Annotated in this window: 16 protein-coding genes and 1 tRNA gene; 15 read left to right on the top strand and 2 right to left on the bottom strand. The window is 33.2% G+C overall.

Annotation, left to right across the window (positions count from 1 at the left end; genetic code table 11):
* Nucleotides 1-34: 34 nt before the first annotated feature.
* The 12 genes from FUA26_RS13640 (at nucleotide 35) to FUA26_RS13585 (ending at nucleotide 14666) form a co-directional block, all read left to right on the top strand.
* Nucleotides 35-1996: a penicillin-binding protein gene (locus FUA26_RS13640; RefSeq protein WP_147137326.1), complete on the top strand. Its 1962-nt coding sequence runs from the start codon at nucleotides 35-37 to the stop codon at nucleotides 1994-1996.
* The gene (locus FUA26_RS13635; RefSeq protein ID WP_147137256.1) at nucleotides 1993-3456 is read left to right on the top strand and encodes a UDP-N-acetylmuramoyl-L-alanyl-D-glutamate--2,6-diaminopimelate ligase; all 1464 of its coding nucleotides are present in this window, start codon (nucleotides 1993-1995) and stop codon (nucleotides 3454-3456) included. The genes FUA26_RS13640 and FUA26_RS13635 overlap by 4 nt, the downstream gene beginning before the upstream one ends.
* A gap of 55 nt (nucleotides 3457-3511) precedes the next feature.
* Nucleotides 3512-4753, top strand: a complete 1242-nt coding sequence (mraY, locus tag FUA26_RS13630; RefSeq protein WP_147137253.1) for a phospho-N-acetylmuramoyl-pentapeptide-transferase — start codon at nucleotides 3512-3514, stop codon at nucleotides 4751-4753.
* Nucleotides 4754-6085 carry a UDP-N-acetylmuramoyl-L-alanine--D-glutamate ligase gene (murD, locus tag FUA26_RS13625; RefSeq protein ID WP_147137250.1) on the top strand — a complete coding sequence of 444 codons (1332 nt, stop codon included), beginning with the start codon at nucleotides 4754-4756 and terminating at the stop codon, nucleotides 6083-6085.
* An 83-nt stretch (nucleotides 6086-6168) separates the two neighbouring features.
* Nucleotides 6169-7365 carry an FtsW/RodA/SpoVE family cell cycle protein gene (locus FUA26_RS13620; protein WP_147137248.1) on the top strand — a complete coding sequence of 399 codons (1197 nt, stop codon included), beginning with the start codon at nucleotides 6169-6171 and terminating at the stop codon, nucleotides 7363-7365.
* Complete coding sequence (gene murG, locus FUA26_RS13615; protein WP_147137245.1) at nucleotides 7365-8462, top strand: undecaprenyldiphospho-muramoylpentapeptide beta-N-acetylglucosaminyltransferase; 1098 nt, start codon at nucleotides 7365-7367, stop codon at nucleotides 8460-8462. The genes FUA26_RS13620 and murG overlap by 1 nt, the downstream gene beginning before the upstream one ends.
* Complete coding sequence (gene murC, locus FUA26_RS13610; protein WP_147137242.1) at nucleotides 8459-9811, top strand: UDP-N-acetylmuramate--L-alanine ligase; 1353 nt, start codon at nucleotides 8459-8461, stop codon at nucleotides 9809-9811. Before murG ends, murC begins: the two co-directional genes overlap by 4 nt.
* The gene (locus FUA26_RS13605; protein WP_147137239.1) at nucleotides 9801-10517 is read left to right on the top strand and encodes a cell division protein FtsQ/DivIB; all 717 of its coding nucleotides are present in this window, start codon (nucleotides 9801-9803) and stop codon (nucleotides 10515-10517) included. Before murC ends, FUA26_RS13605 begins: the two co-directional genes overlap by 11 nt.
* A gap of 81 nt (nucleotides 10518-10598) precedes the next feature.
* Nucleotides 10599-11930: a cell division protein FtsA gene (gene ftsA / locus FUA26_RS13600; protein ID WP_147137236.1), complete on the top strand. Its 1332-nt coding sequence runs from the start codon at nucleotides 10599-10601 to the stop codon at nucleotides 11928-11930.
* 69 nt (nucleotides 11931-11999) lie between these two features.
* Entirely contained in the window at nucleotides 12000-13988 is a 1989-nt protein-coding gene (gene ftsZ, locus FUA26_RS13595; RefSeq protein ID WP_147137233.1) for a cell division protein FtsZ, read from the top strand.
* Between the two features lie 144 nt (nucleotides 13989-14132).
* Nucleotides 14133-14582: a GatB/YqeY domain-containing protein gene (locus FUA26_RS13590; RefSeq protein ID WP_147137230.1), complete on the top strand. Its 450-nt coding sequence runs from the start codon at nucleotides 14133-14135 to the stop codon at nucleotides 14580-14582.
* Nucleotides 14583-14592: 10 nt separating this feature from the next.
* A tRNA-Arg gene (locus FUA26_RS13585) sits at nucleotides 14593-14666 on the top strand.
* 115 nt (nucleotides 14667-14781) lie between these two features.
* Here the strand turns inward: FUA26_RS13585 and FUA26_RS13580 are convergent.
* Together FUA26_RS13580 and FUA26_RS13575 are read right to left on the bottom strand one after the other, a co-directional pair.
* The gene (locus FUA26_RS13580) at nucleotides 14782-15468 is read right to left on the bottom strand and encodes an RraA family protein (protein ID WP_147137227.1); all 687 of its coding nucleotides are present in this window, start codon (nucleotides 15466-15468) and stop codon (nucleotides 14782-14784) included.
* 5 nt (nucleotides 15469-15473) lie between these two features.
* Nucleotides 15474-16688: a DUF4861 family protein gene (locus FUA26_RS13575; RefSeq protein WP_147137224.1), complete on the bottom strand. Its 1215-nt coding sequence runs from the start codon at nucleotides 16686-16688 to the stop codon at nucleotides 15474-15476.
* Between the two features lie 128 nt (nucleotides 16689-16816).
* On the opposite strand from FUA26_RS13575, the gene FUA26_RS13570 reads away from it, so the two are divergent.
* The 3 genes from FUA26_RS13570 (at nucleotide 16817) to kduI (ending at nucleotide 20032) form a co-directional block, all read left to right on the top strand.
* Nucleotides 16817-17695: an AraC family transcriptional regulator gene (locus tag FUA26_RS13570; RefSeq protein WP_147137221.1), complete on the top strand. Its 879-nt coding sequence runs from the start codon at nucleotides 16817-16819 to the stop codon at nucleotides 17693-17695.
* A 381-nt stretch (nucleotides 17696-18076) separates the two neighbouring features.
* Nucleotides 18077-19180: a glycoside hydrolase family 88 protein gene (locus FUA26_RS13565; RefSeq protein WP_147137218.1), complete on the top strand. Its 1104-nt coding sequence runs from the start codon at nucleotides 18077-18079 to the stop codon at nucleotides 19178-19180.
* A 6-nt stretch (nucleotides 19181-19186) separates the two neighbouring features.
* Nucleotides 19187-20032 carry a 5-dehydro-4-deoxy-D-glucuronate isomerase gene (gene kduI, locus FUA26_RS13560; RefSeq protein ID WP_147137216.1) on the top strand — a complete coding sequence of 282 codons (846 nt, stop codon included), beginning with the start codon at nucleotides 19187-19189 and terminating at the stop codon, nucleotides 20030-20032.
* Nucleotides 20033-20034 lie beyond the last annotated feature (2 nt).

Below are 20034 nucleotides of genomic sequence, written 5' to 3'. Positions count from 1 at the left end.
CATATTAAACCGTTTGTACTTTATAGCAGGGTGTATGTTTGTCTTCGGGCTTGCAGTTGTGTTTAAGCTATTTAGTATACAGTTTCTGCAGGGCGAAAAATACAAAGCACTAGCAGAAAAACGTGTTGTAAAAGATGTTGTTATTCCTGCAAACAGGGGTAATGTATATTCTGTTAATGGTAACTTGTTGGCAACGTCAATTCCAAAATATGATATTAGAATAGATGCGCTAACACCTTCGGCAAAAAACTTTACCAAATATTTGAAACCTTTGGCAGATTCGTTGTCAAAGTTTACAGGTAAATCATCAGCTTTTTATCAAAAAGAATTAAGAAAAGCACGCGCCAATAAAAATAGATATTATTTGTTAGTGAGAAATGTGGGGTATACAGATTATACGCGCATAAGGAACTTTCCATTATTAAGCTTGGGTGCGTTTAAAGGCGGTTTAATTGTTGAGCAAACAACAAAGCGAGAGCACCCAATGGGTGGTATTGCTCAAAGAACTATTGGTTATGAGCGGGTTGATGAAAAAGGTAATGTTACACGCCCTGGTATTGATGGTGCTTTTGGTGTAAAGTATTTACGAGGCGTTGATGGGCAACGAAAAAAACAGCGTATAGGTAAAGGGCAATGGAAACCTTTGCGAGATGCTAATGAAATTGAGCCTAAAGATGGTTATGATGTATATACAACTATTGATGTTAACATACAAGATATTGCACACCACGCACTTTTAGAGCAATTAGAAAAATACAAGGCAGACCATGGTTGTGTGGTGGTAATGGAAACAAAAACGGGTGAAATTAGAGCTATTTCTAACTTGGGAAGAAATAAAAATGGGCGCTATTATGAGCGCTTAAATTATGCGGTTGGTGAAAGTCATGAGTCGGGGTCAACTTTTAAGTTAATGGCTTTGGCAGCTGCTTTTGAAGATAAATTGGTAGATACAAGTGATGTGGTTGATACTGAAAAAGGTATTATTACTTACTACGGAAAAAAAGTAAGGGATTCTAAATGGGGTGGCTACGGTAAAATTTCAATTGCTCGTGCTTTTGAAGTGTCTTCAAACACAGGAATTGTAAAGGCAATAGATAAAGCTTACAGAAAACAACCTGAAAAATTTGTTGATAGGTTATATGATATGAATTTGAATTCAGATTTAAACTTACCAATAATAGGTGAGCCAAAACCCATAATTCCAGATCCGCGTGTAAAAAACGGCCGCTGGAGTGGTATTGCTTTGCAGTGGATGGCTTACGGTTACGGTGTATCATTTACGCCTTTACAAACGCTAACTTTTTATAATGCGGTTGCTAATAATGGTGTAATGGTAAAGCCTAGGTTTTTAAGAGAGGTTAGAGAATTTGACAGGGTTGTTGAGCCTTTTAAAGAGGAAGTTATAAACAATGAAATATGTTCAAAACAAACGGTTGCTAAACTACAAGCTTTATTAAAAAATGTAGTTGAAAAAGAGCACGGTACAGGGCATCGTTTATATTCTGAAAATTTTTCAATGGCGGGCAAAACAGGTACATGTCAAAAAGATTATAGTAATAAAGAAAAACTTAATTACATATCATCATTTGCAGGGTATTTTCCAGCTGAAAATCCTAAGTATTCTTGTATTGTTGTTATTCATGAACCTGATAAAAGTGTGGGGTATTATGGGGCAGATGTTTCAGGGCCAGTTTTTAAAAGAATAGCACAAAAAATATTTACAGATACACCTATTGTTGATGAAATTGAAACACTTAATGTTAAAAAATCATCGGTTGAGAAAGAATATGAAGGGTATTATCAATTAGCGCAAACCTACAAAACTATAATGCCAAATGTGGTGGGTTTACCAGCAATGGATGCTGTTGCGCTTTTAGAAAATATGAATGTAAATATAAAGGTGAAATTACAAGGTAGTGGTATTGTTAAAAAACAATCCATTAACAAAAATATAAAGTTAAAAGACAATCAAACAATTGTTTTAATAGCATCATGAGTTTGTTAAAAGATATATTATATAAAGTTTCAATTAATGCCGTTGTAGGAGATACAAACGTGTCTGTTAACGCTATTCATTTTGATTCTAGAAATGTAGGTGAAAATGATGTGTTTGTAGCTATAGTTGGTACTGCGGTAAATGGGCATGATTTTATTGAAAAAGCTATTAAAAACGGGGCAAAAGCTATTGTTTGTCAAGCCATGCCTAAAGTTTTGGTTGAGGGTGTAACCTATGTTGAAGTTGATAATTCTAACAAAGCTTTGGCAATTTTGGCATCAAATTATTACGGTGCACCTTCTGAAAATTTAAAACTTGTAGGTGTAACAGGTACTAATGGTAAAACAACAGTTGCTAGTTTACTTTATCAGTTGTTCAAAAACGCAGGATATAAGGTTGGGCTACTTTCAACAGTAAAAATATTAGTTGATAATAAGGTTTACAAAGCAACACATACAACACCAGATTCTTTAACTATCAATAAATATTTAAAGGAAATGAATGATGAAGGGGTAGAGTTTTGCTTTATGGAAGTGAGTTCGCATGGTATTCATCAAAGTAGAACTGAAGGATTGGTTTTTTCTGGTGGAATTTTCACGAATCTGTCGCATGATCATTTAGATTATCACAACACATTTTCAGAATATAGAGATGTGAAAAAGCAATTTTTTGATGCTTTGCCAAAAACTGCATTTGCTTTAACGAACACCGATGATAAAAATGGGGCAGTTATGCTGCAAAACACAAAAGCAAAAAAATACACGTATGCATTAAAAAGTTATGCCGATTATAAAGCGCAAATTTTAGAAAATCAGTTAAGCGGTTTATTGCTTAAAGTTAATGATAATGAAGTTTGGACAAAGCTTATTGGTAATTTTAACGCCTACAATGTTTTGGCAATTTACGCCACAGCCGAACTTTTAGGGCTTGAAAAATTTGAAGTTTTAAGGCTAGTTTCTGAATTAGAAAGTGTTAGTGGGCGTTTTCAATATATAATTTCAGATGAAAAAATTACAGCTATTGTTGATTATGCACACACGCCTGATGCGCTTAAAAACGTGTTAGAAACCATAAATAGTATTAGAACAAAAAACGAAGAACTTATAACCGTTGTTGGTTGTGGTGGCGATAGAGATAAAACCAAGCGCCCAAAAATGGGGCATATTGCAACGGCACTTAGTACAAAGGTAATTTTTACCAATGATAACCCAAGAAGTGAAGATCCTGAGGCTATATTAAGAGATATTGAAGCAGGTGTTGAGCCTCAAAATTTCAAAAAATCATTAACAATTTCAAATAGGGCGCAAGCAATAAAAGCAGCGTGTCAATTAGCAGCTCCTAATGATATAATATTAATAGCCGGTAAAGGCCATGAAACATATCAAGAAATAAAGGGTGAACGCTTTGATTTTGATGATTTCAAGACGGTAAAAGAATTTTTAAAACAGTTACAAAAATAAAATGGCGTTTGGTTGCTAAGCAAAGTTTAAGCAATTAAATAGCAATATAGAAAACATGTTATACTACCTATTTAAATATTTAGAACAGCAATTTCAGTTTCCAGGAGCAACGCTTTTTGGGTTTATAACTTTTAGGGCGGCTTTGGCAATGATTCTGTCGTTGTTAATTTCAACTATTTATGGTAAAAGAATTATTCGTTTTCTTCAAAAGAAACAAATGGGCGAAACCATTAGAGATTTAGGTTTAGATGGGCAAGCCGAAAAAGCTGGTACGCCAACAATGGGTGGTATTATCATTATTTTGGCAACGTTAATTCCGGTACTTCTTCTTGCTAAATTAGAGAATATTTACATCATTTTATTGCTAATTACTACGCTTTGGATGGGGGCTATTGGTTTTTTAGATGATTTTATAAAAAAGTTTAAAAACAATAAAGAAGGTTTACAAGGGAAGTTTAAAGTTATAGGTCAAGTTGGTTTGGGTATTATAGTGGGGGCAACGCTTTATTTTAATAATGATGTTGTTATCAAAGAAAAATTACCATTAGAAGCTCAGCAACAAATACGAAAAGAAAATCCTGCAGCTAAAGAGTCTGCGTTTTTTAAAGCAGAAGAAAAATCAACAAAAACAACTATTCCGTTTGTTAAACATAATGAATTTGATTATTCAGATTTAATAACTTGGATTCACCCAGATTTAGAAAAATACACGTGGTTAATTTTTATAATAGCGGCTATTTTTATAATAACAGCCGTTTCTAACGGTGCCAATTTAACCGATGGTATTGATGGTTTAGCTGCCGGAACATCAGCAATTATAGTGCTTACACTGGGTATTTTTGCTTGGGTGTCGGGTAATATAATTTTTTCAGACTACCTCAATATAATGTACATACCCAGAGTAGAAGAAATTACTATTTACATAGCTGCATTTGTTGGTGCGCTTATTGGTTTTTTGTGGTACAATACATATCCGGCACAGGTTTTTATGGGTGATACGGGAAGTTTAACTATTGGCGGAATTATAGCAGTAATAGCAATTGCTGTAAGAAAAGAATGGCTAATTCCTGTGTTGTGTGGTATTTTTTTAGCTGAAAATTTATCGGTTGTAATGCAGGTTAGTTGGTTTAAATATACCAAAAAGAAGTATGGTGAAGGTCGCCGAATTTTCAAAATGTCGCCCCTACATCATCACTATCAAAAACTAGGATATCATGAAAGTAAAATTTCAACACGCTTTTGGATTATTGGAATTCTACTTGCTATTCTATCTATAGTAACGTTGAAGATTAGATAGATGAAAACACTTGTAGTTCTTGGAGGAGGCGAAAGTGGTGTTGGTGCAGCGCTACTAGCAAAAGAAAAAGGATACAGCGTGTTTGTATCTGATAAAGGAAAAATAAAAGAAAAATATAAAGAGGTTCTTATAAATAATGCAATTGCATGGGAAGAAGAAATGCATACCGAAGCAAAAATTCTTAATGCAAGTATGGTGATGAAAAGCCCAGGAATACCAGATAAAGTACCGTTAGTAAAATTAATACGAAGCAAAGGTATTCCAGTGGTTTCAGAAATTGAATTTGCGGCAATGTTTGCCAATGCTACAATTGTAGGTATTACAGGTAGTAATGGCAAAACAACAACAGCAAGTTTAACGCATCATATTTTAAAACAAGAACTAAATGTAGGTTTAGCGGGTAATATTGGCGATAGTTTTGCGAAACAAGTTTTACAGAAAAACTATCAGAATTATGTGTTAGAAATTAGCAGTTTTCAGTTAGATGATATCATCAAATTTAAACCGCATATAGCAGTAATTACCAATATAACTCCAGATCATTTAGATAGGTATGATTATAAGTTTGAAAATTACATAGCATCAAAATTCAGGATAGTAGAAAATCAAACAGAAGATGATTTTTTAATATATGATGCCGATGATGAGGTTATTGTAAAGCACTTAGAAAACAATCCTGTAAAATCAACATTATTACCGTTTTCATTAACAAAACGTATTGAAAATGGTGTCTTTTTAGAAAACAATAATATAAAAATAACAGTTAATAATAGCGAATTTATTATGCCAACAACAGGTTTAACATTAGAAGGTAAACATAACGTAAAAAATGCAATGGCAGCTTCAACAGTTGCACATTTGTTAAAAATTAGAAAGCAAACAATAAGAGAAAGTTTAGAGAATTTTCAAGGTGTAGAGCATCGTTTAGAAAACGTTCTTAAAATAAATAAAGTTCAGTATATAAATGATTCTAAAGCAACCAACGTTAATGCAACGTATTTTGCTTTAGAAAGTATGGATGCGCCAACTGTTTGGATAGTTGGTGGCGTAGATAAAGGTAATAACTATGAGGAGTTGTTTCCTTTTGTAAATGAAAAAGTAAAAGCCATTATTTGCTTAGGTGCAGATAATGAAAAGCTTATTAACACTTTTGGCAATATGGTTGATGTTATTGTTGAAACACAATATATGAGTGAAGCTGTAAAAATAGCTTACAAAATTGCTGAAATTGGAGATAATGTATTGCTATCACCAGCTTGTGCAAGTTTTGATTTATTTGAAAATTATGAAGATAGAGGACGTCAGTTTAAAGATGCTGTACGTAACTTATAGTAGTGTGTTGTTTAGAATATAGAATAACTAAAGAGTTTTTCTTTTTCTATTCAAAATAACATTATAAATATTAAAATAAATAAGTGCAAACACTATTTAAAAACATAAAAGGAGATCGATTAATTTGGGCAATTGTGGCGTTGTTGGCTATAGTTTCATTTTTGCCCGTTTACAGTGCTGCCAGTAATTTAGCATATAAAGGCGGTGGTAGTAATACGTTTGCTTTTTTTGTAAAGCATTTTATGCATTTGTTTTTAGGGTTTGCAATAATGTATGGGGTTCATAAAATTCCGTATAGGTATTTTAAAGGTTTATCGTTAATAATGATTCCTGTGGTGTTGGTGTTGTTAGCAATAACCATGATGCAGGGAACGGTTATTGATGGCGCCAATGCCAGCCGTTGGATACAAATACCAATAGTGGGTATGTCATTTCAAACATCAACACTAGCTGCAGTAGTTTTAATGGTGTATGTAGCAAGATATATGTCTAAAATAAAAGACAAAAAAATAACCTTTAAAGAGTCTGTATTGCCACTTTGGCTGCCTGCATTTTTAGTGTTAGCGTTAATATTACCGTCAAATTTTTCAACAACAGCCATTATATTTTTAATGGTTATTGTGTTGGTATTTTTAGGTGGTTATCCTTTAAGATATTTGGCTGTTATTATTGGTAGTGGTTTGTTAATGTTAACAATGTTTATTCTGGTTGCAAAAGCATTTCCTGATGCTATGCCAAACAGGGTTGATACTTGGATGAGCAGAATTGAGAGTTTTTCTAATGCAGAAGATACAGAAGCAGATTATCAAATTGAAAAAGCAAAAATAGCTATAGCCTCAGGAGGTATTAATGGTGTTGGCCCAGGAAAAAGTAGGCAGAAAAACTTTTTACCACAATCATCATCAGACTTCATTTTTGCCATTATTATTGAAGAGTATGGGTTAATAGGCGGTTTGTTTGTTATGGTTTTATATATGTGGTTATTGTTTAGAATAGTAATAGCTGCACAAAAAGCCGATACTGTGTTTGGTAAATTATTAGTGCTAGGTGTTGGTTTGCCAATAGTGTTTCAGGCATTAATAAATATGGCTGTGGCTGTAGAGTTGTTTCCGGTAACAGGGCAAACACTACCATTAATTAGTAGTGGAGGAACCTCTATCTGGATGACTTGTTTAGCACTTGGTATTATTTTAAGTGTTAGTGCTAAACGCGAAGAAATAAAAGAAAAAGAAGAAAATATAGAAGAAAACCCATTAGAAATTTTATCTGAAACTATTTAATGAGTAATTATAAAATCATATTATCTGGAGGAGGTACAGGTGGGCATATTTATCCTGCAATAGCAATTGCTAATGAGTTAAAAATGCGTTTTCCTAATGCGGAATTTTTGTTTGTTGGCGCAAAAGATAGAATGGAAATGGAAAAAGTACCACAAGCAGGTTATAATATTGAAGGTTTATGGATTTCGGGTATACAGCGCAAGTTAACATTAAAAAACCTATCGTTTCCTTTTAAGGTCGTTAGCAGTGTTTTAAAAGCTAAAAAAATAATAAAGCAATTTAAACCTCACGTGGCTATTGGTACGGGTGGTTTTGCTAGTGGTCCGTTATTGTATGCGGCTGCATCTAAGGGTATTCCTAGTTTAATACAAGAGCAAAATTCGTATCCAGGAATAACAAATAAATTATTATCAAAAAAAGCTAAAAAAATATGTGTGGCTTATGATGGTTTAGAGCGCTTTTTTCCGAAGGATAAAATTATAAAAACGGGTAATCCGGTGCGCCAAGGTTTGTTAAATATTACATCAAAAACAAACGAAGCTAAAAAGCATTTCGGTTTAAAAGAAAACATGGTAACGCTGTTGGTTTTAGGTGGTAGTTTGGGGGCAAAGCGTATAAATGAATTAATTGAAAAAAAATTAGACTTTTTTAATACTCAAAATGTGCAAATAATATGGCAATGCGGTAAGCTTTATTATCAGCAATATAAAATTTATGGTAATACAAAGCATGTGCAAGTGCATCAGTTTTTAAATGATATGGCTAGTGCTTATGCGGCGGCCGATGTTATAGTTTCAAGGGCAGGTGCTAGCTCGGTTTCAGAGCTGTGTATTGTTGGTAAACCGGTGGTTTTTATACCATCGCCAAATGTTGCCGAAGATCATCAAACAAAAAATGCAATGGCTGTAGTAAATCAACATGCCGCTTTAATTATTAAAGAAGAAGATTTAAACGCCGATTTTGAAAATAAATTTTCACAATTAATAGCATCAAAAGAAAAGCAAAAAACGTTATCTGAAAATATTAAAAAATTAGCCTTGGTAAATGCAACAAAAGATATTGCAGATGAGGTTGAAAAATTGTTAAACAAAGCATGAATTTAAACAACATACAAAACATTTATTTTGTTGGCATTGGTGGCATTGGTATGAGTGCTTTGGCTAGATATTTTTTGGCTAATAATAAGCATGTAGCTGGTTATGATAAAACACCAACTGAAATAACCGAAGCGCTATCAAGCTTGGGTGTTCATGTACATTTTAATGATGCTGTTGAGGCTGTGCAAAAGCCATTTTTAAACCCCGAAACTACATTGGTTGTTTACACGCCGGCAATACCAAAAAACCATACAGAACTTAATTATTTTTTAAACAATAATTTTAAGGTGTTAAAACGCTCGCAAGTGTTGGGTTTAATTACAGAAAATACGTTTTGTTTAGCGGTTGCTGGTACGCACGGTAAAACAACAACATCAAGTATTTTGGGGCATTTGTTGCATGAGTGTAATGTAGAGGTTACTGCTTTTTTAGGAGGTGTTACAGAAAATTATAATTCAAATTTAATATTGAAGGGAACTGAAGTTTCGGTGGTTGAAGCAGATGAGTTTGATAGGTCGTTTTTAACGTTATCGCCAAATTTAGCATGTGTAACTTCAATGGATGCTGATCATTTAGATATTTATGGTGAAGCTGATGCTTTAAAACAATCGTTTATAGATTTTACAAAGCGTTTAAAACCTAACGGTAAGCTTTTTGTAAAAAATGGATTGCCACTTGATGGTATAACCTACGGGATTGAAGACGATGCAGATTACAGTGTTCAAAACATAAAAATTACAAATGGAACCTATGTTTTTGATGTGAAAACACCAAAAATCACCATTACAAATATAGCGTTTAACCTACCAGGAAGACATAATTTGTCTAATGCGCTAGTAGCCTTGGTAATGGCTATAGAGTATGGCTGTTCTTATGAACAACTCGCCAAAGCTTTAGCGTCGTTTAAGGGGGTTAAAAGACGATTTTCGTACCATATTAAAACTGATAATTTAGTTTTTATTGATGATTATGCGCATCATCCTGAAGAAATTAATGCTGTACATCAAGCTGTTAGAGAAATGTATCCAAATAAAAAAGTATTGGCTGTGTTTCAACCGCATTTGTATAGCAGAACAAGAGATTTTATAGATGATTTTGCTTTAAGCCTATCAAAATTTGATGAGCTATTGTTGTTAGATATTTATCCGGCAAGAGAGCTGCCAATTGAAGGTGTAACATCAAGTTGGTTATTAAGTAAAATTACAAATAAAAACAAGCAATTAGTAAGTAAACAAGCGCTGCTGCAAAAAATAAACGAAAGTAATGCGCATGTAATTTTAACCATTGGCGCCGGAGATATAGGGGAGCAAGTAAAACTAATTAAAAAAAGTTTAAGCGTTGAAAGTTAACTGGAACTACATAAAAGTGTTTGTTTTGTTAGTGTTTACGGTGTTTTTGTATGCGTTTTCACTAAAGAAAAATGGTGTGCGAGAAGTTTCAAAACCTAATATTGAATTTGTGGGTGAAAACAGACCATTCATTACCACCAACAATGTTAGTAAATTGTTAATACAAAATTACCAAGGCATGAAAAACGTGCCAAAAGAAACTTTAGATTTGAATGAATTAGAAACTGCCCTAAAATCTAATCCAATGGTCAAATCTGCAGAGGTGTATGTTGCTGTAAATGGCACACTTAACGCTAAAGTTGAACAAAAAACACCTATTGCAAGAGTAAATACAAATGTATCGTATTACATTGATGACGAAGGTTCGTTTATGCCTTTGTCTGCAAATTATTCAGCAAGAGTGCCGTTGGTTACAGGGTATGTAGAGAAAAATAATTTAAAAAATCTCTTTACTTTAGCTCAAAAAATAAATAACGATGTGTTTTTAAAAAAACACGTTATAGAAATACACCAAAGTTTAAATAAAACAATCAATTTAAAACTTAGGCAGTGTAATTTTATAGTACAGTTAGGAGACGTGAAATTATTAGATAAAAAAATTAATAATCTAAAAGCGTTTTATAAAAAAAGTTTAAAAGAAAACACGCTAAATGATTATAAAAAAGTGAATTTACAATTTGATAACCAAGTAGTTTGTAGTAGGTAAATTGGTTGGTTACAATAATCATTTAAGTGCGTTTAGTGTTTAAGTATTAAAATCTCAATTTTTTTGAGTAAAACGTAAACTATGGAACATAATTTAGCAGTAGGATTAGACATAGGAACCACAAAAATTGTGGCCATGATTGGTCGTAAAAACGATTATGGTAAACTTGAAATTTTAGGCATTGGGAGGTCTAAAAGTTTAGGCGTACACCGTGGTGTGGTAAATAATATCACACAAACAATACAGTCTATACAACAAGCGGTTCAAGAGGCAGAAGCAGCTGCAAATATGAAAATTACCGATGTTACAGTTGGTATTGCGGGGCAACACATACGTAGTTTACAACACAGCGATTATATTACCAGACCAGATTCTGAAACTGTAATTGATGATGATGATATTGATAGGCTAATAAACCAAGTGCACAAGTTGGTTATGTTACCAGGAGAAGAAATTATTCACGTGTTACCACAAGAATATAAAGTTGATGGGCAAGCTGAAATTAAAGAACCTATAGGTATGTATGGCGGTAGGTTAGAAGCTAATTTTCATGTAGTTGTAGGCCAAGTATCATCAATACGAAATATTGGACGATGCGTAAAAAGCTCAGGTTTAAGTCTTGAAGGTATTACTTTAGAACCTTTAGCATCAGCAAATGCCGTATTAAGTCAAGAAGAAAAAGAAGCTGGTGTAGCCCTAATTGATATAGGAGGTGGTACAACAGATTTAGCCATTTTTAGAGACGGCATCATCCGTCATACAGCAGTCATTCCGTTTGGAGGTAATGTAATTACTGAAGATATTAAAGAAGGCTGCTCAATCATAGAAAAACAAGCCGAACTATTAAAAATAAAATTTGGTTCAGCATGGCCTGGTGAAAATAAAGACAATGAAATTGTATCAATACCAGGGCTTCGTGGTAGAGAACCTAAAGAAATAACCCTCAAAAACTTGTCTAAAATAATTCACGCACGTGTAGTTGAAATTATTGAGCAAGTATATGTTGAAATAAAAAATTACGGACACGAAGAGCAAAAGAAAAAACTCATTGCAGGAATTGTTTTAACAGGTGGTGGTAGCCAATTAAAACATTTAAAGCAATTGGTAGAATACATTACAGGTATGGATACTAGAATTGGCTACCCTAATGAGCATTTAGCTGGTGATAGTGATGAAGATATTACTAGCCCATTATTTGCAACAGCTGTAGGTTTAGTGTTAGATGGCCTAAAACGCCAGCAACGTAAAAAAGTAGAAACTGAAACTATAACCGAAACCGAAGTTGAGGAAGAAGAAGCTGATACAACAGAAGAAAACGTAAACAATATAGTTGAAGAACCTAAAAAAGAACGCAAGTCGTTTTTAGATAAATTAACCGAACGTGTTAAAGATTTTCTAGATAACGCAGAGTAGCCTAGCGGCACATTAAAAAGAACCATTGAATTTAAAATATAAGTACAAAACCCCAGAAAAACAGAATTTATGAGCAGCAACAAAGAATTCGAAAGCATTAAGTTTGATTTACCCAAAAACCAATCAAACGTAATCAAAGTTATTGGTGTTGGTGGCGGTGGTAGCAATGCCATAAACCACATGTTTCAGCAAGGCATAAAAGGTGTAGATTTTTACATTTGTAATACCGATGCTCAAGCACTTCAAAATAGTGGTGTTCCAAACAAAATACAGCTAGGTGTTAATTTAACCGAAGGATTAGGCGCTGGTGCCAACCCAGATATTGGTGAGCAAGCTGCTGTTGAAAGCTTTGAAGAAATTTCAAGAATGCTAGACTCTAACACTAAAATGGTATTTATTACCGCTGGTATGGGCGGTGGTACTGGTACAGGAGCTGCACCTATAATTGCTAAAATGGCTAAAGATTTAGACATTTTAACCGTGGGTATTGTTACCATGCCATTTCAGTTTGAAGGAAGAATGCGTATTGAGCAATCACAAAAAGGAATTGAAAAAATTAGAAGCGTTGTAGATTCTTTAATAGTAATAAATAATAACAAACTTAGAGAAGTTTATGGAAATCTAGGTTTTAAAGCAGGTTTCTCAAAAGCCGATGAGGTGTTATCTACCGCTGCTCGTGGTATTGCCGAAGTTATAACACATCATTATACACAAAATATAGATTTACGTGATGCTAAAACGGTATTAAGTAATAGCGGCACCGCAATAATGGGGTCTGCAGTAGCTGCTGGTCAAAACCGTGCGCAAGATGCTATTAGAAACGCATTAGATTCGCCGTTACTAAACGATAATAAAATAACAGGTGCTAAAAACGTACTATTACTGATAGTATCAGGAACACATGAAATTACTATTGATGAAATAGGTGAAATTAATGACCACATACAAAATGAAGCAGGTCATGGCGCTAACATTATTATGGGTGTTGGTGAAGATAGCACTTTAGAAGAATCAATAGCAGTAACAATAATAGCCACAGGTTTTAATATTGAGCAGCAAGATGAAATTTCAAATACTGAAACCAAAAGAGTTATACATTCTTTAACACCAGAAGATCAAGATTTAAGTGGTGAAGAAAAAGAGCCCGCAATTATAGCGCCTGCCATTGAATTAGAAGAAAAGCAAGCACCAAAAATTGTACGCCATACTTTAGATTTTGATACAGAAGAAGAACAGGTAAAGCCAAAAACACAGGTAAAACCAGAAAACAATGTAAGACAAAATCCTAATTTAGATATTATTCCAACATCAGAAATCATTAAAAACATCAATGTTGTTTATGATGAAGTAAAGGCAACTGTTGAAGATGAAGATGATTTTATCATTAAGCCAGTAACCAAAATGGAAAATGATATTAAAAATATTGATGTTGTAGCCGAAACTATTGAAGAAGAAGAGCAGCAAATAACCTTAACTTTTGATTTGCCTTTAACAAGCAATGTTGAAGCACCAAAACAACCAGTTAACGAAAAAGAAGATATAATATCGCATGATTTAAATGACGAAATTAAAGATATTACTGTAAATGATTACACTGAGCTAATCACCATTACCGAAGCAAATGAAGACGGAGATATTCGTTACACTTTAGATGATTATGTAGAAGCTGATGCTGCAAACCCTAAAAAGAAAACACAACAAGAAGCTGTTGAAGAAGTTGATAATGATGTTGTTTTTGAACGAAAAGTGGTTAACGAACCAGCAGTAGAACCTGAAGAGGAGCAAGAAATTGACCCCATGAATACGCCTATTTCAGAACTCTTAAAAGAACGAGCTGAAGAGCGCAGACGTAAAATGAAGGATTTCAATTATAAATTTAATAATGCCAAAATTGATGATATTGAAAAAGTACCAGCATACAAACGTCAAGGATTAGATATTAGCCAAACCAAATCATCATCTGATACTGATATGTCTCGAACCAGTGTAGGTTTAGATGATAATGACGACATCCAATTAAGAAGTAATAATTCTTTTTTACATGACAATGTCGATTGATTTTTTCCTACTTAAATAGTTATGAACCCGAAAAGCAACTCTCACCTTTTCGGGTTTTAGTTTTTATATAGGGTTTAAACAAGATGTATTTCTTATCAAATAATAGCGCAATTTATTATCTTCGCACTCTAAAAAAATAAAGAAATGAGTTTACAGCAAGACGTAATGACGGCTTTAAAAGAAGCAATGAAAGCCAAAGACCAAACAGCTTTAACAGCTTTAAGAGCCGTAAAATCGGCCATACTTTTAGCTAAAACTGAAAGCGGTGCAGGCGATGAGTTAACTGAAGAGCAAGAGCTAAAACTATTGCAAAAGCAAGTTAAACAACGTAAAGATAGTGCAGCTGTTTATTTAGAACAAGGTAGAGAAGATTTAGCAGCACCTGAATTAGCTGAAGCTGAAGTTATTAGTCAGTTTTTACCAGAAGCATTAACTAATGAAGAAATTGAAAAAGTAGTTGTAGCAGTTATTGAACAAACTGGTGCTGAAGGCATGAAAGATATGGGTAAAGTTATGGGGGTAGTTAGTAAAGAATTGGCAGGACAAGCCGATGGGAAAACTATATCAAACATAGTAAAAGCTAAATTAGCTTAAACAATATAAAGGCTGCGTAGTTCAACTGGATAGAATATCAGATTTCGGCTCTGAGGGTTGGGGGTTCGAATCCCTTCGCGGTCACTAATAAACATGCTAATATAAAAACCTATAATTTTAGTGTTATAAGTATTTTATATTAGCATATTTTTTTTAATTTATAAAATAAATATTAAAAGTGTTTTAATTATGTATGTGCTTACATGATTCCAAACTTGTTATAAGCCTCTACAGTGCTCATGCCTTCCTCTAAGGCTTTTTTAACAAGTTGCTCGCCTCTGGCTTTGCCTATTGCTCTTTCAAAAGCTTCTTTCTCTACTTCTTGAGGTATTATTAATACACCGTCTCTATCACCAAATACAATGTCTCCGGGGTTTATTTTTATGTTATTAATTTCAATAGGTACTCCGTAGTCAATAACTTTCCCTCTAGGGCCTTGGTCTTGTGCGTAAGTACCAGCAGAAATTGTAGGGAATTTTAACTTTTCAATTTCATTAGTATCTCTAGAGTAACCGTTTACTACAGCGCCATTAGCTTCTAATTTCATAGCGCGTGTACTCATTAATCCGCCCCATAAAGCATAATTAAAAGAAGACCCTGTGCAGATGTATACTTCATTCTTTTTCAAACTGTCTAAAGCTTCAAACATAAGGCCAAATGGTTTTTCCATAAGGGGATTTTTAGAGCCTTTTACAGATTCTGCAAAAACATCTGCTTCTAAAGCGGGCATAGCTCTACCAATAACCACCATTGTTTTTTCTACAGGTTTTAGATTTGGAGATAAAAATTGGTGTTCGTAGCCCATTTGATCCAAAACATCACCAACAAGTGCCGTAAATAATTCTTTTCTAGCTATTTCAAATAACTCATCATCTGATTTCCACATTTTTGTTATATTTTATTTCTTTTAAGTGTAATTTCTAAAGGATTGTTTATTTTAATTGATGTTTGTTTAAGGTGTGCATACCAATCATCTGCACTACTAATTTCACCTTGTTTCTTCCATCCATAACCAGCCCAATAAGTAAAGCTGTTATCTTTTAGTTTACTATGTATGCATACATTGTTAAGGCTTTCGTTTTCGTCAATGGAAGTGTCTAAATCAAAACTAAATATGTTATTTGGTTTGGTTATTACAGCAGTTCCTAAAAAGGAATCGTCTATAGGTTCCCAGTAAGAAACCCAACCCTCTTCTTTATTTTCTTTAACAATACCTTTTCCTTTATGAAGTGCCAAACCAGCAGATGCTTTTTCAAGCTGTTTATTTGAAGTGTAAGATACCTCGCATTTATAAAAGTGAGACTTTAAATCAATTGAAATTGTTTTTTTCTCAGAGGCTTTAGTGCCACAAACATCAACAGGCTTGTAATTGAGTTCAAAAATGGTTCTAATTGGTCCGTTAGTAATGATTTTCCATGAAGTAAAGTTTTCACTTAGTACATTGGTACTATCACAAATTAGTGCAGTTCCTCCTGTTCCTCTGGTAGTTCCCACATGGTAATTATCTAGTCCTTCTCCATGATCTTGATGGTATGATATGCCTTTTTTATGGTTATTATACCATTTGTTAATTATTGGGTAATCAACTCTTTTTAACCAACAATCTATACCACTTGAAATTAATCCTGTTGGGTCTCCTTTTTCATAAAGACGCTGGCACTCTGGTCCATAGGTACGAAATGCTACTATGTCATTTTCCCAAGCAAAATCATCCATTCTCTCAGGTACAAATTTACAATATGTGGTTGAAATGCTGTTTGTTAGTTGGTTATGTTTTTTTGCTTTCTGTAATGTGTATACTTGTGTAGATTTTGCTTCTATAGTAGTTTGGAAAACTAAGTAATCATAAACAGTGTCTAAGTTTGTATCAATCATTTGAGAACGAATAATTTCACCAGAGGTATTATAAACTTCAAATGTTTCTCCTTTATCTAGTTTTAAATCTAATTTTTCAAACCAAATTTCTATAGTTTCAAAAGCTCTAGAAACATTAGAATTGTTTTTTATGGTTATTGAATAACTGTTCAGATTTTTTGATTCACAAGAGGTTAATACAAGACTTATTAAACAACTTACTAAAGTAACTAAGTTTAGTTTGATATTCATTGCTAAAAATTTTATCAAATTAAAGGATTATGAAATAATGATAGTATTGTAAAATTGATTTATTTTAATTAAATATTTGCAAATATTAAGTTATGTGGTTTATTTTTGGTTAAATTAGTATAATAATAATGAGTAAGGCTAAGTTTTTATCTATGGGTTATGAGCCAGGGAAGGCTCTTACCATAATGCATCAAAATGTGAAGTACTTTCCTAATCCTTTACATTACCATAAAGAGTTAGAGTTGGCATACATATTAGAAGGCCATGGTACTAGGTATGTAGGTAGTAGTATAAAATCTTATAAAAAAGGCGATTTAGTTTTAGTAGGAGAAGAATTAACCCACGTATGGGTTAGTGATGATATTTATTATGAAGATAACGGCCTTTATAATCAAGCTATTGTTGTAAAATTTTATCAAGATTTTGCAGGCAAAGACTTTTTAAGACTTCCAGAAGCTAAAGGTGTATTGGCAACTCTTAAGGAGGCTTCTGGCGGACTTAAAATTACAGGACAAACTAATAAAGAAATTGGAGGTATTCTAAAAAGCATGCTTACACAATCACCTCTAGAACAAGTTTTGTCTCTTATTAAGGTACTGTATTTAATGTCTGTTACTAATGATAAACATGTGCTATCTAATTATGATTTACACAAATCTACAAACCCAAAAGAAAGAGATCGAATAAATAGAGTTATTAAACATACTTCTTTAAACTTTAGGAAGAATATCTCACTTGATGAAATAGCTAATGTAGCTAATTTGTCAAAAAGTGCTTTTTGTAGATATTTTAAAAACACAGTAAAAAAAACATATTTAGAATTTCTCTATGAAATGCGTGTAGAATATGCATGCAAATTACTTTTAGATGATAATTTAGGAATGACTCAAATATGTTATGAATCTGGCTTTAACAACCCATCTTCATTTTCTCAAATATTTAAGCGCATTAAAGGTATGTCGCCAGTTAAATACAGGAAAACTAATAGTTTCCAACAGCAATATTAAAAACCACTTGTTTTTTTAATGAGGTGAAATTTCATCTTATAGCTAAAAGTGATAACACTTTTAATGCACGTATATTGTCTTTTTTTATGTGTTAAAAATGTTATTGTGGTAATATTTATGCAAAAGTTGTAAAAATCAATGTATTTAAGAAAGAATTTAGAATTAAGTTTGTAATGTATATAATAATGCTAATTAAACGTTTAATGCTATAGGTTTAACTTTTGCCTGCTGTTAAAATTTTTCATTTTAACATTTAACATATGCTTGTTATATAATAACAAAACCCTATTAAAGTAGACTTATGTGATATTTCAAAATTAAATCTTTTAATGGTTTGTTTTGAAATATTCATCAACTAAAAAGAATAAATATAAACTAATTATGAAAAAAAACATTTTATCATTACTTACAATTTTTACCGTATGTGTAAGTGTAACTGCTCAATCAATTTTTGATAAAATCACCATTAAAGAACTAATGGATAAAACTAATGAGTATCAGCTTAAGAATCCTTGGAAAGCATATGATGATAACTGGATTCGTGGAACTTATTATGCAGGCGTAATGGCATGTTTTAAAGCAACAGGAGATGAGAAGTTTTTACAACAAACCGATGCATTATGCACGTCTTTAAATTGGAAGGTGCCAACGTTACCACCGGTACATCCAGCTAGTGGTGCTAATTTGTTAACCATAGGTCAATCTATGATTGAGTCTTATATGGCTAAACCAGAAAAAAGTAAAATAAGAGGAGTAATAGATCATTTAGATGATGCTGAACTAAGAAATCCAAAAGGTAATCCGCACCAATGGTACTATGAAAACGGAACAAGATATGTTGATGCTTTATTTACAGGGCCACCAACTTTAGCAATGTTATACAACGTTACAGGAGATAGAAAGTATGCTGAATGGATGGACGCCATGTTTTGGGATGTTTACGGTAAATTATACAATACAGATACCAACTTATTTTATAGAGATAAACGTTTTTACCCACATAATCAAAATGGTAAAAACATAGTTTGGTCTAGAGGAAATGGTTGGGCAATTGCAGGAATTGCAAGAATTTTAGAATACTTGCCAATGGAACACGGTAACTATAAACGTTACGAGTCAGTTCTTAAAAATATGGCAGCAGCTTTAAAAGAGTGTCAGGCACAAGAAGGGTTTTGGTATCCTAACTTAGCAAATCCAGATCATGCACCTTTTAAAGAAACAAGTGGAACTAGCTTTTTTATTTATGGTATTGCTTATGGTATTAATAACGGAATTCTTAACAAAGAAGAGTACTTGCCAGTAATTAAAAAGGCTTGGAAATCTGTTACAGATGAAGTTAGTAAAGAGGGAAAAGTACAGTGGGGACAGTTAGTAGGAGACCAACCTGTAAACTTATCTAAAGATGATTCTCATGAGTACGTAACTGGAACTTTTTTATTAGCTGCTAGTGAAATGTACAAAATGAATCTAAACAATAACAAATAATTAAACATGACTAAGATCACTTACGACGAACGTTACGAAGCACATCCTGAAGATGTAAAAACATATGGAACACAAAAGTTAAGAGACCATTTTTTAATAGATAAAGTGTTTGTAGAAAATAAAATTACATTAACCTACACACATTATGATAGGTATGTAGCAGGAGGTGCAGTTCCTGTAAATGGAGTTTTAAATTTAGAAGCTATAGAACCGTTAAAGGCGGAACACTTTTGTAACAGGAGAGAAGTAGGTGTTATAAATATAGGTGGAGAAGGAACTGTAACAGTTGATGGAACAGCCTATGTTTTAAATAAAAAAGAAGCAATTTATATTGGAATGGGTGCTATAACTGTAACTTTTGAAAGTTCAGATGTATCTAACCCAGCTTTATTCTACATCAATTCAGCACCTGCACACCATAGTTTTCCTACTAAAAAAATTGGTAGAGAAGATGCTAATGTTTTACAACTTGGTAGTAAAGAAGATGCTAATGAGCGTGAGCTGTTTCAATATATTGTTTCTGCAACTGTTGAAACCTGTCAATTACAAATGGGAATTACTGAATTAAAACCAGGAAGCGTTTGGAACACTATGCCAGCACATACACACAACAGAAGAATGGAAGTGTATATGTATACTGATGTTGCAGAAGGTCAAGCGGTTTGCCATTTCATGGGGCCTGGTCATGAAACACGCCATATCTGGATGTCAAACAATCAAGCTGTTATCTCGCCACCATGGTCTATACATTCAGGTGCAGGAACTTCAAATTATAGTTTCCTTTGGGGGATGGCAGGTGAAAACTTAGACTTTACAGATATGGATGGTATTCCAAAAAATGAATTACGATAATA

The sequence above is a fragment of the Seonamhaeicola algicola genome, from assembly GCF_007997385.1.
Taxonomy (GTDB): domain Bacteria; phylum Bacteroidota; class Bacteroidia; order Flavobacteriales; family Flavobacteriaceae; genus Seonamhaeicola; species Seonamhaeicola algicola.
The sequence above is the reverse complement of the archived record's forward strand: the minus strand, read 5'-3'. Positions and strand labels throughout refer to the sequence as shown.

What these genes read in the sequence shown, in the direction of transcription:
- FUA26_RS13640 (WP_147137326.1), top strand. Translation starts at nt 35, where the DNA reads ATGTTTGTCTTCGGGCTTGCAGTTGTGTTTAAGCTATTTAGTATACAG.
- FUA26_RS13635 (WP_147137256.1), top strand. Translation starts at nt 1,993, where the DNA reads ATGAGTTTGTTAAAAGATATATTATATAAAGTTTCAATTAATGCCGTT.
- mraY (WP_147137253.1), top strand. Translation starts at nt 3,512, where the DNA reads ATGTTATACTACCTATTTAAATATTTAGAACAGCAATTTCAGTTTCCA.
- murD (WP_147137250.1), top strand. Translation starts at nt 4,754, where the DNA reads ATGAAAACACTTGTAGTTCTTGGAGGAGGCGAAAGTGGTGTTGGTGCA.
- murG (WP_147137245.1), top strand. Translation starts at nt 7,365, where the DNA reads ATGAGTAATTATAAAATCATATTATCTGGAGGAGGTACAGGTGGGCAT.
- murC (WP_147137242.1), top strand. Translation starts at nt 8,459, where the DNA reads ATGAATTTAAACAACATACAAAACATTTATTTTGTTGGCATTGGTGGC.
- ftsA (WP_147137236.1), top strand. Translation starts at nt 10,599, where the DNA reads ATGGAACATAATTTAGCAGTAGGATTAGACATAGGAACCACAAAAATT.
- ftsZ (WP_147137233.1), top strand. Translation starts at nt 12,000, where the DNA reads ATGAGCAGCAACAAAGAATTCGAAAGCATTAAGTTTGATTTACCCAAA.
- FUA26_RS13590 (WP_147137230.1), top strand. Translation starts at nt 14,133, where the DNA reads ATGAGTTTACAGCAAGACGTAATGACGGCTTTAAAAGAAGCAATGAAA.
- FUA26_RS13580 (WP_147137227.1), bottom strand. Translation starts at nt 15,468, where the DNA reads ATGTGGAAATCAGATGATGAGTTATTTGAAATAGCTAGAAAAGAATTA.
- FUA26_RS13575 (WP_147137224.1), bottom strand. Translation starts at nt 16,688, where the DNA reads ATGAATATCAAACTAAACTTAGTTACTTTAGTAAGTTGTTTAATAAGT.
- FUA26_RS13570 (WP_147137221.1), top strand. Translation starts at nt 16,817, where the DNA reads ATGAGTAAGGCTAAGTTTTTATCTATGGGTTATGAGCCAGGGAAGGCT.
- FUA26_RS13565 (WP_147137218.1), top strand. Translation starts at nt 18,077, where the DNA reads ATGAAAAAAAACATTTTATCATTACTTACAATTTTTACCGTATGTGTA.
- kduI (WP_147137216.1), top strand. Translation starts at nt 19,187, where the DNA reads ATGACTAAGATCACTTACGACGAACGTTACGAAGCACATCCTGAAGAT.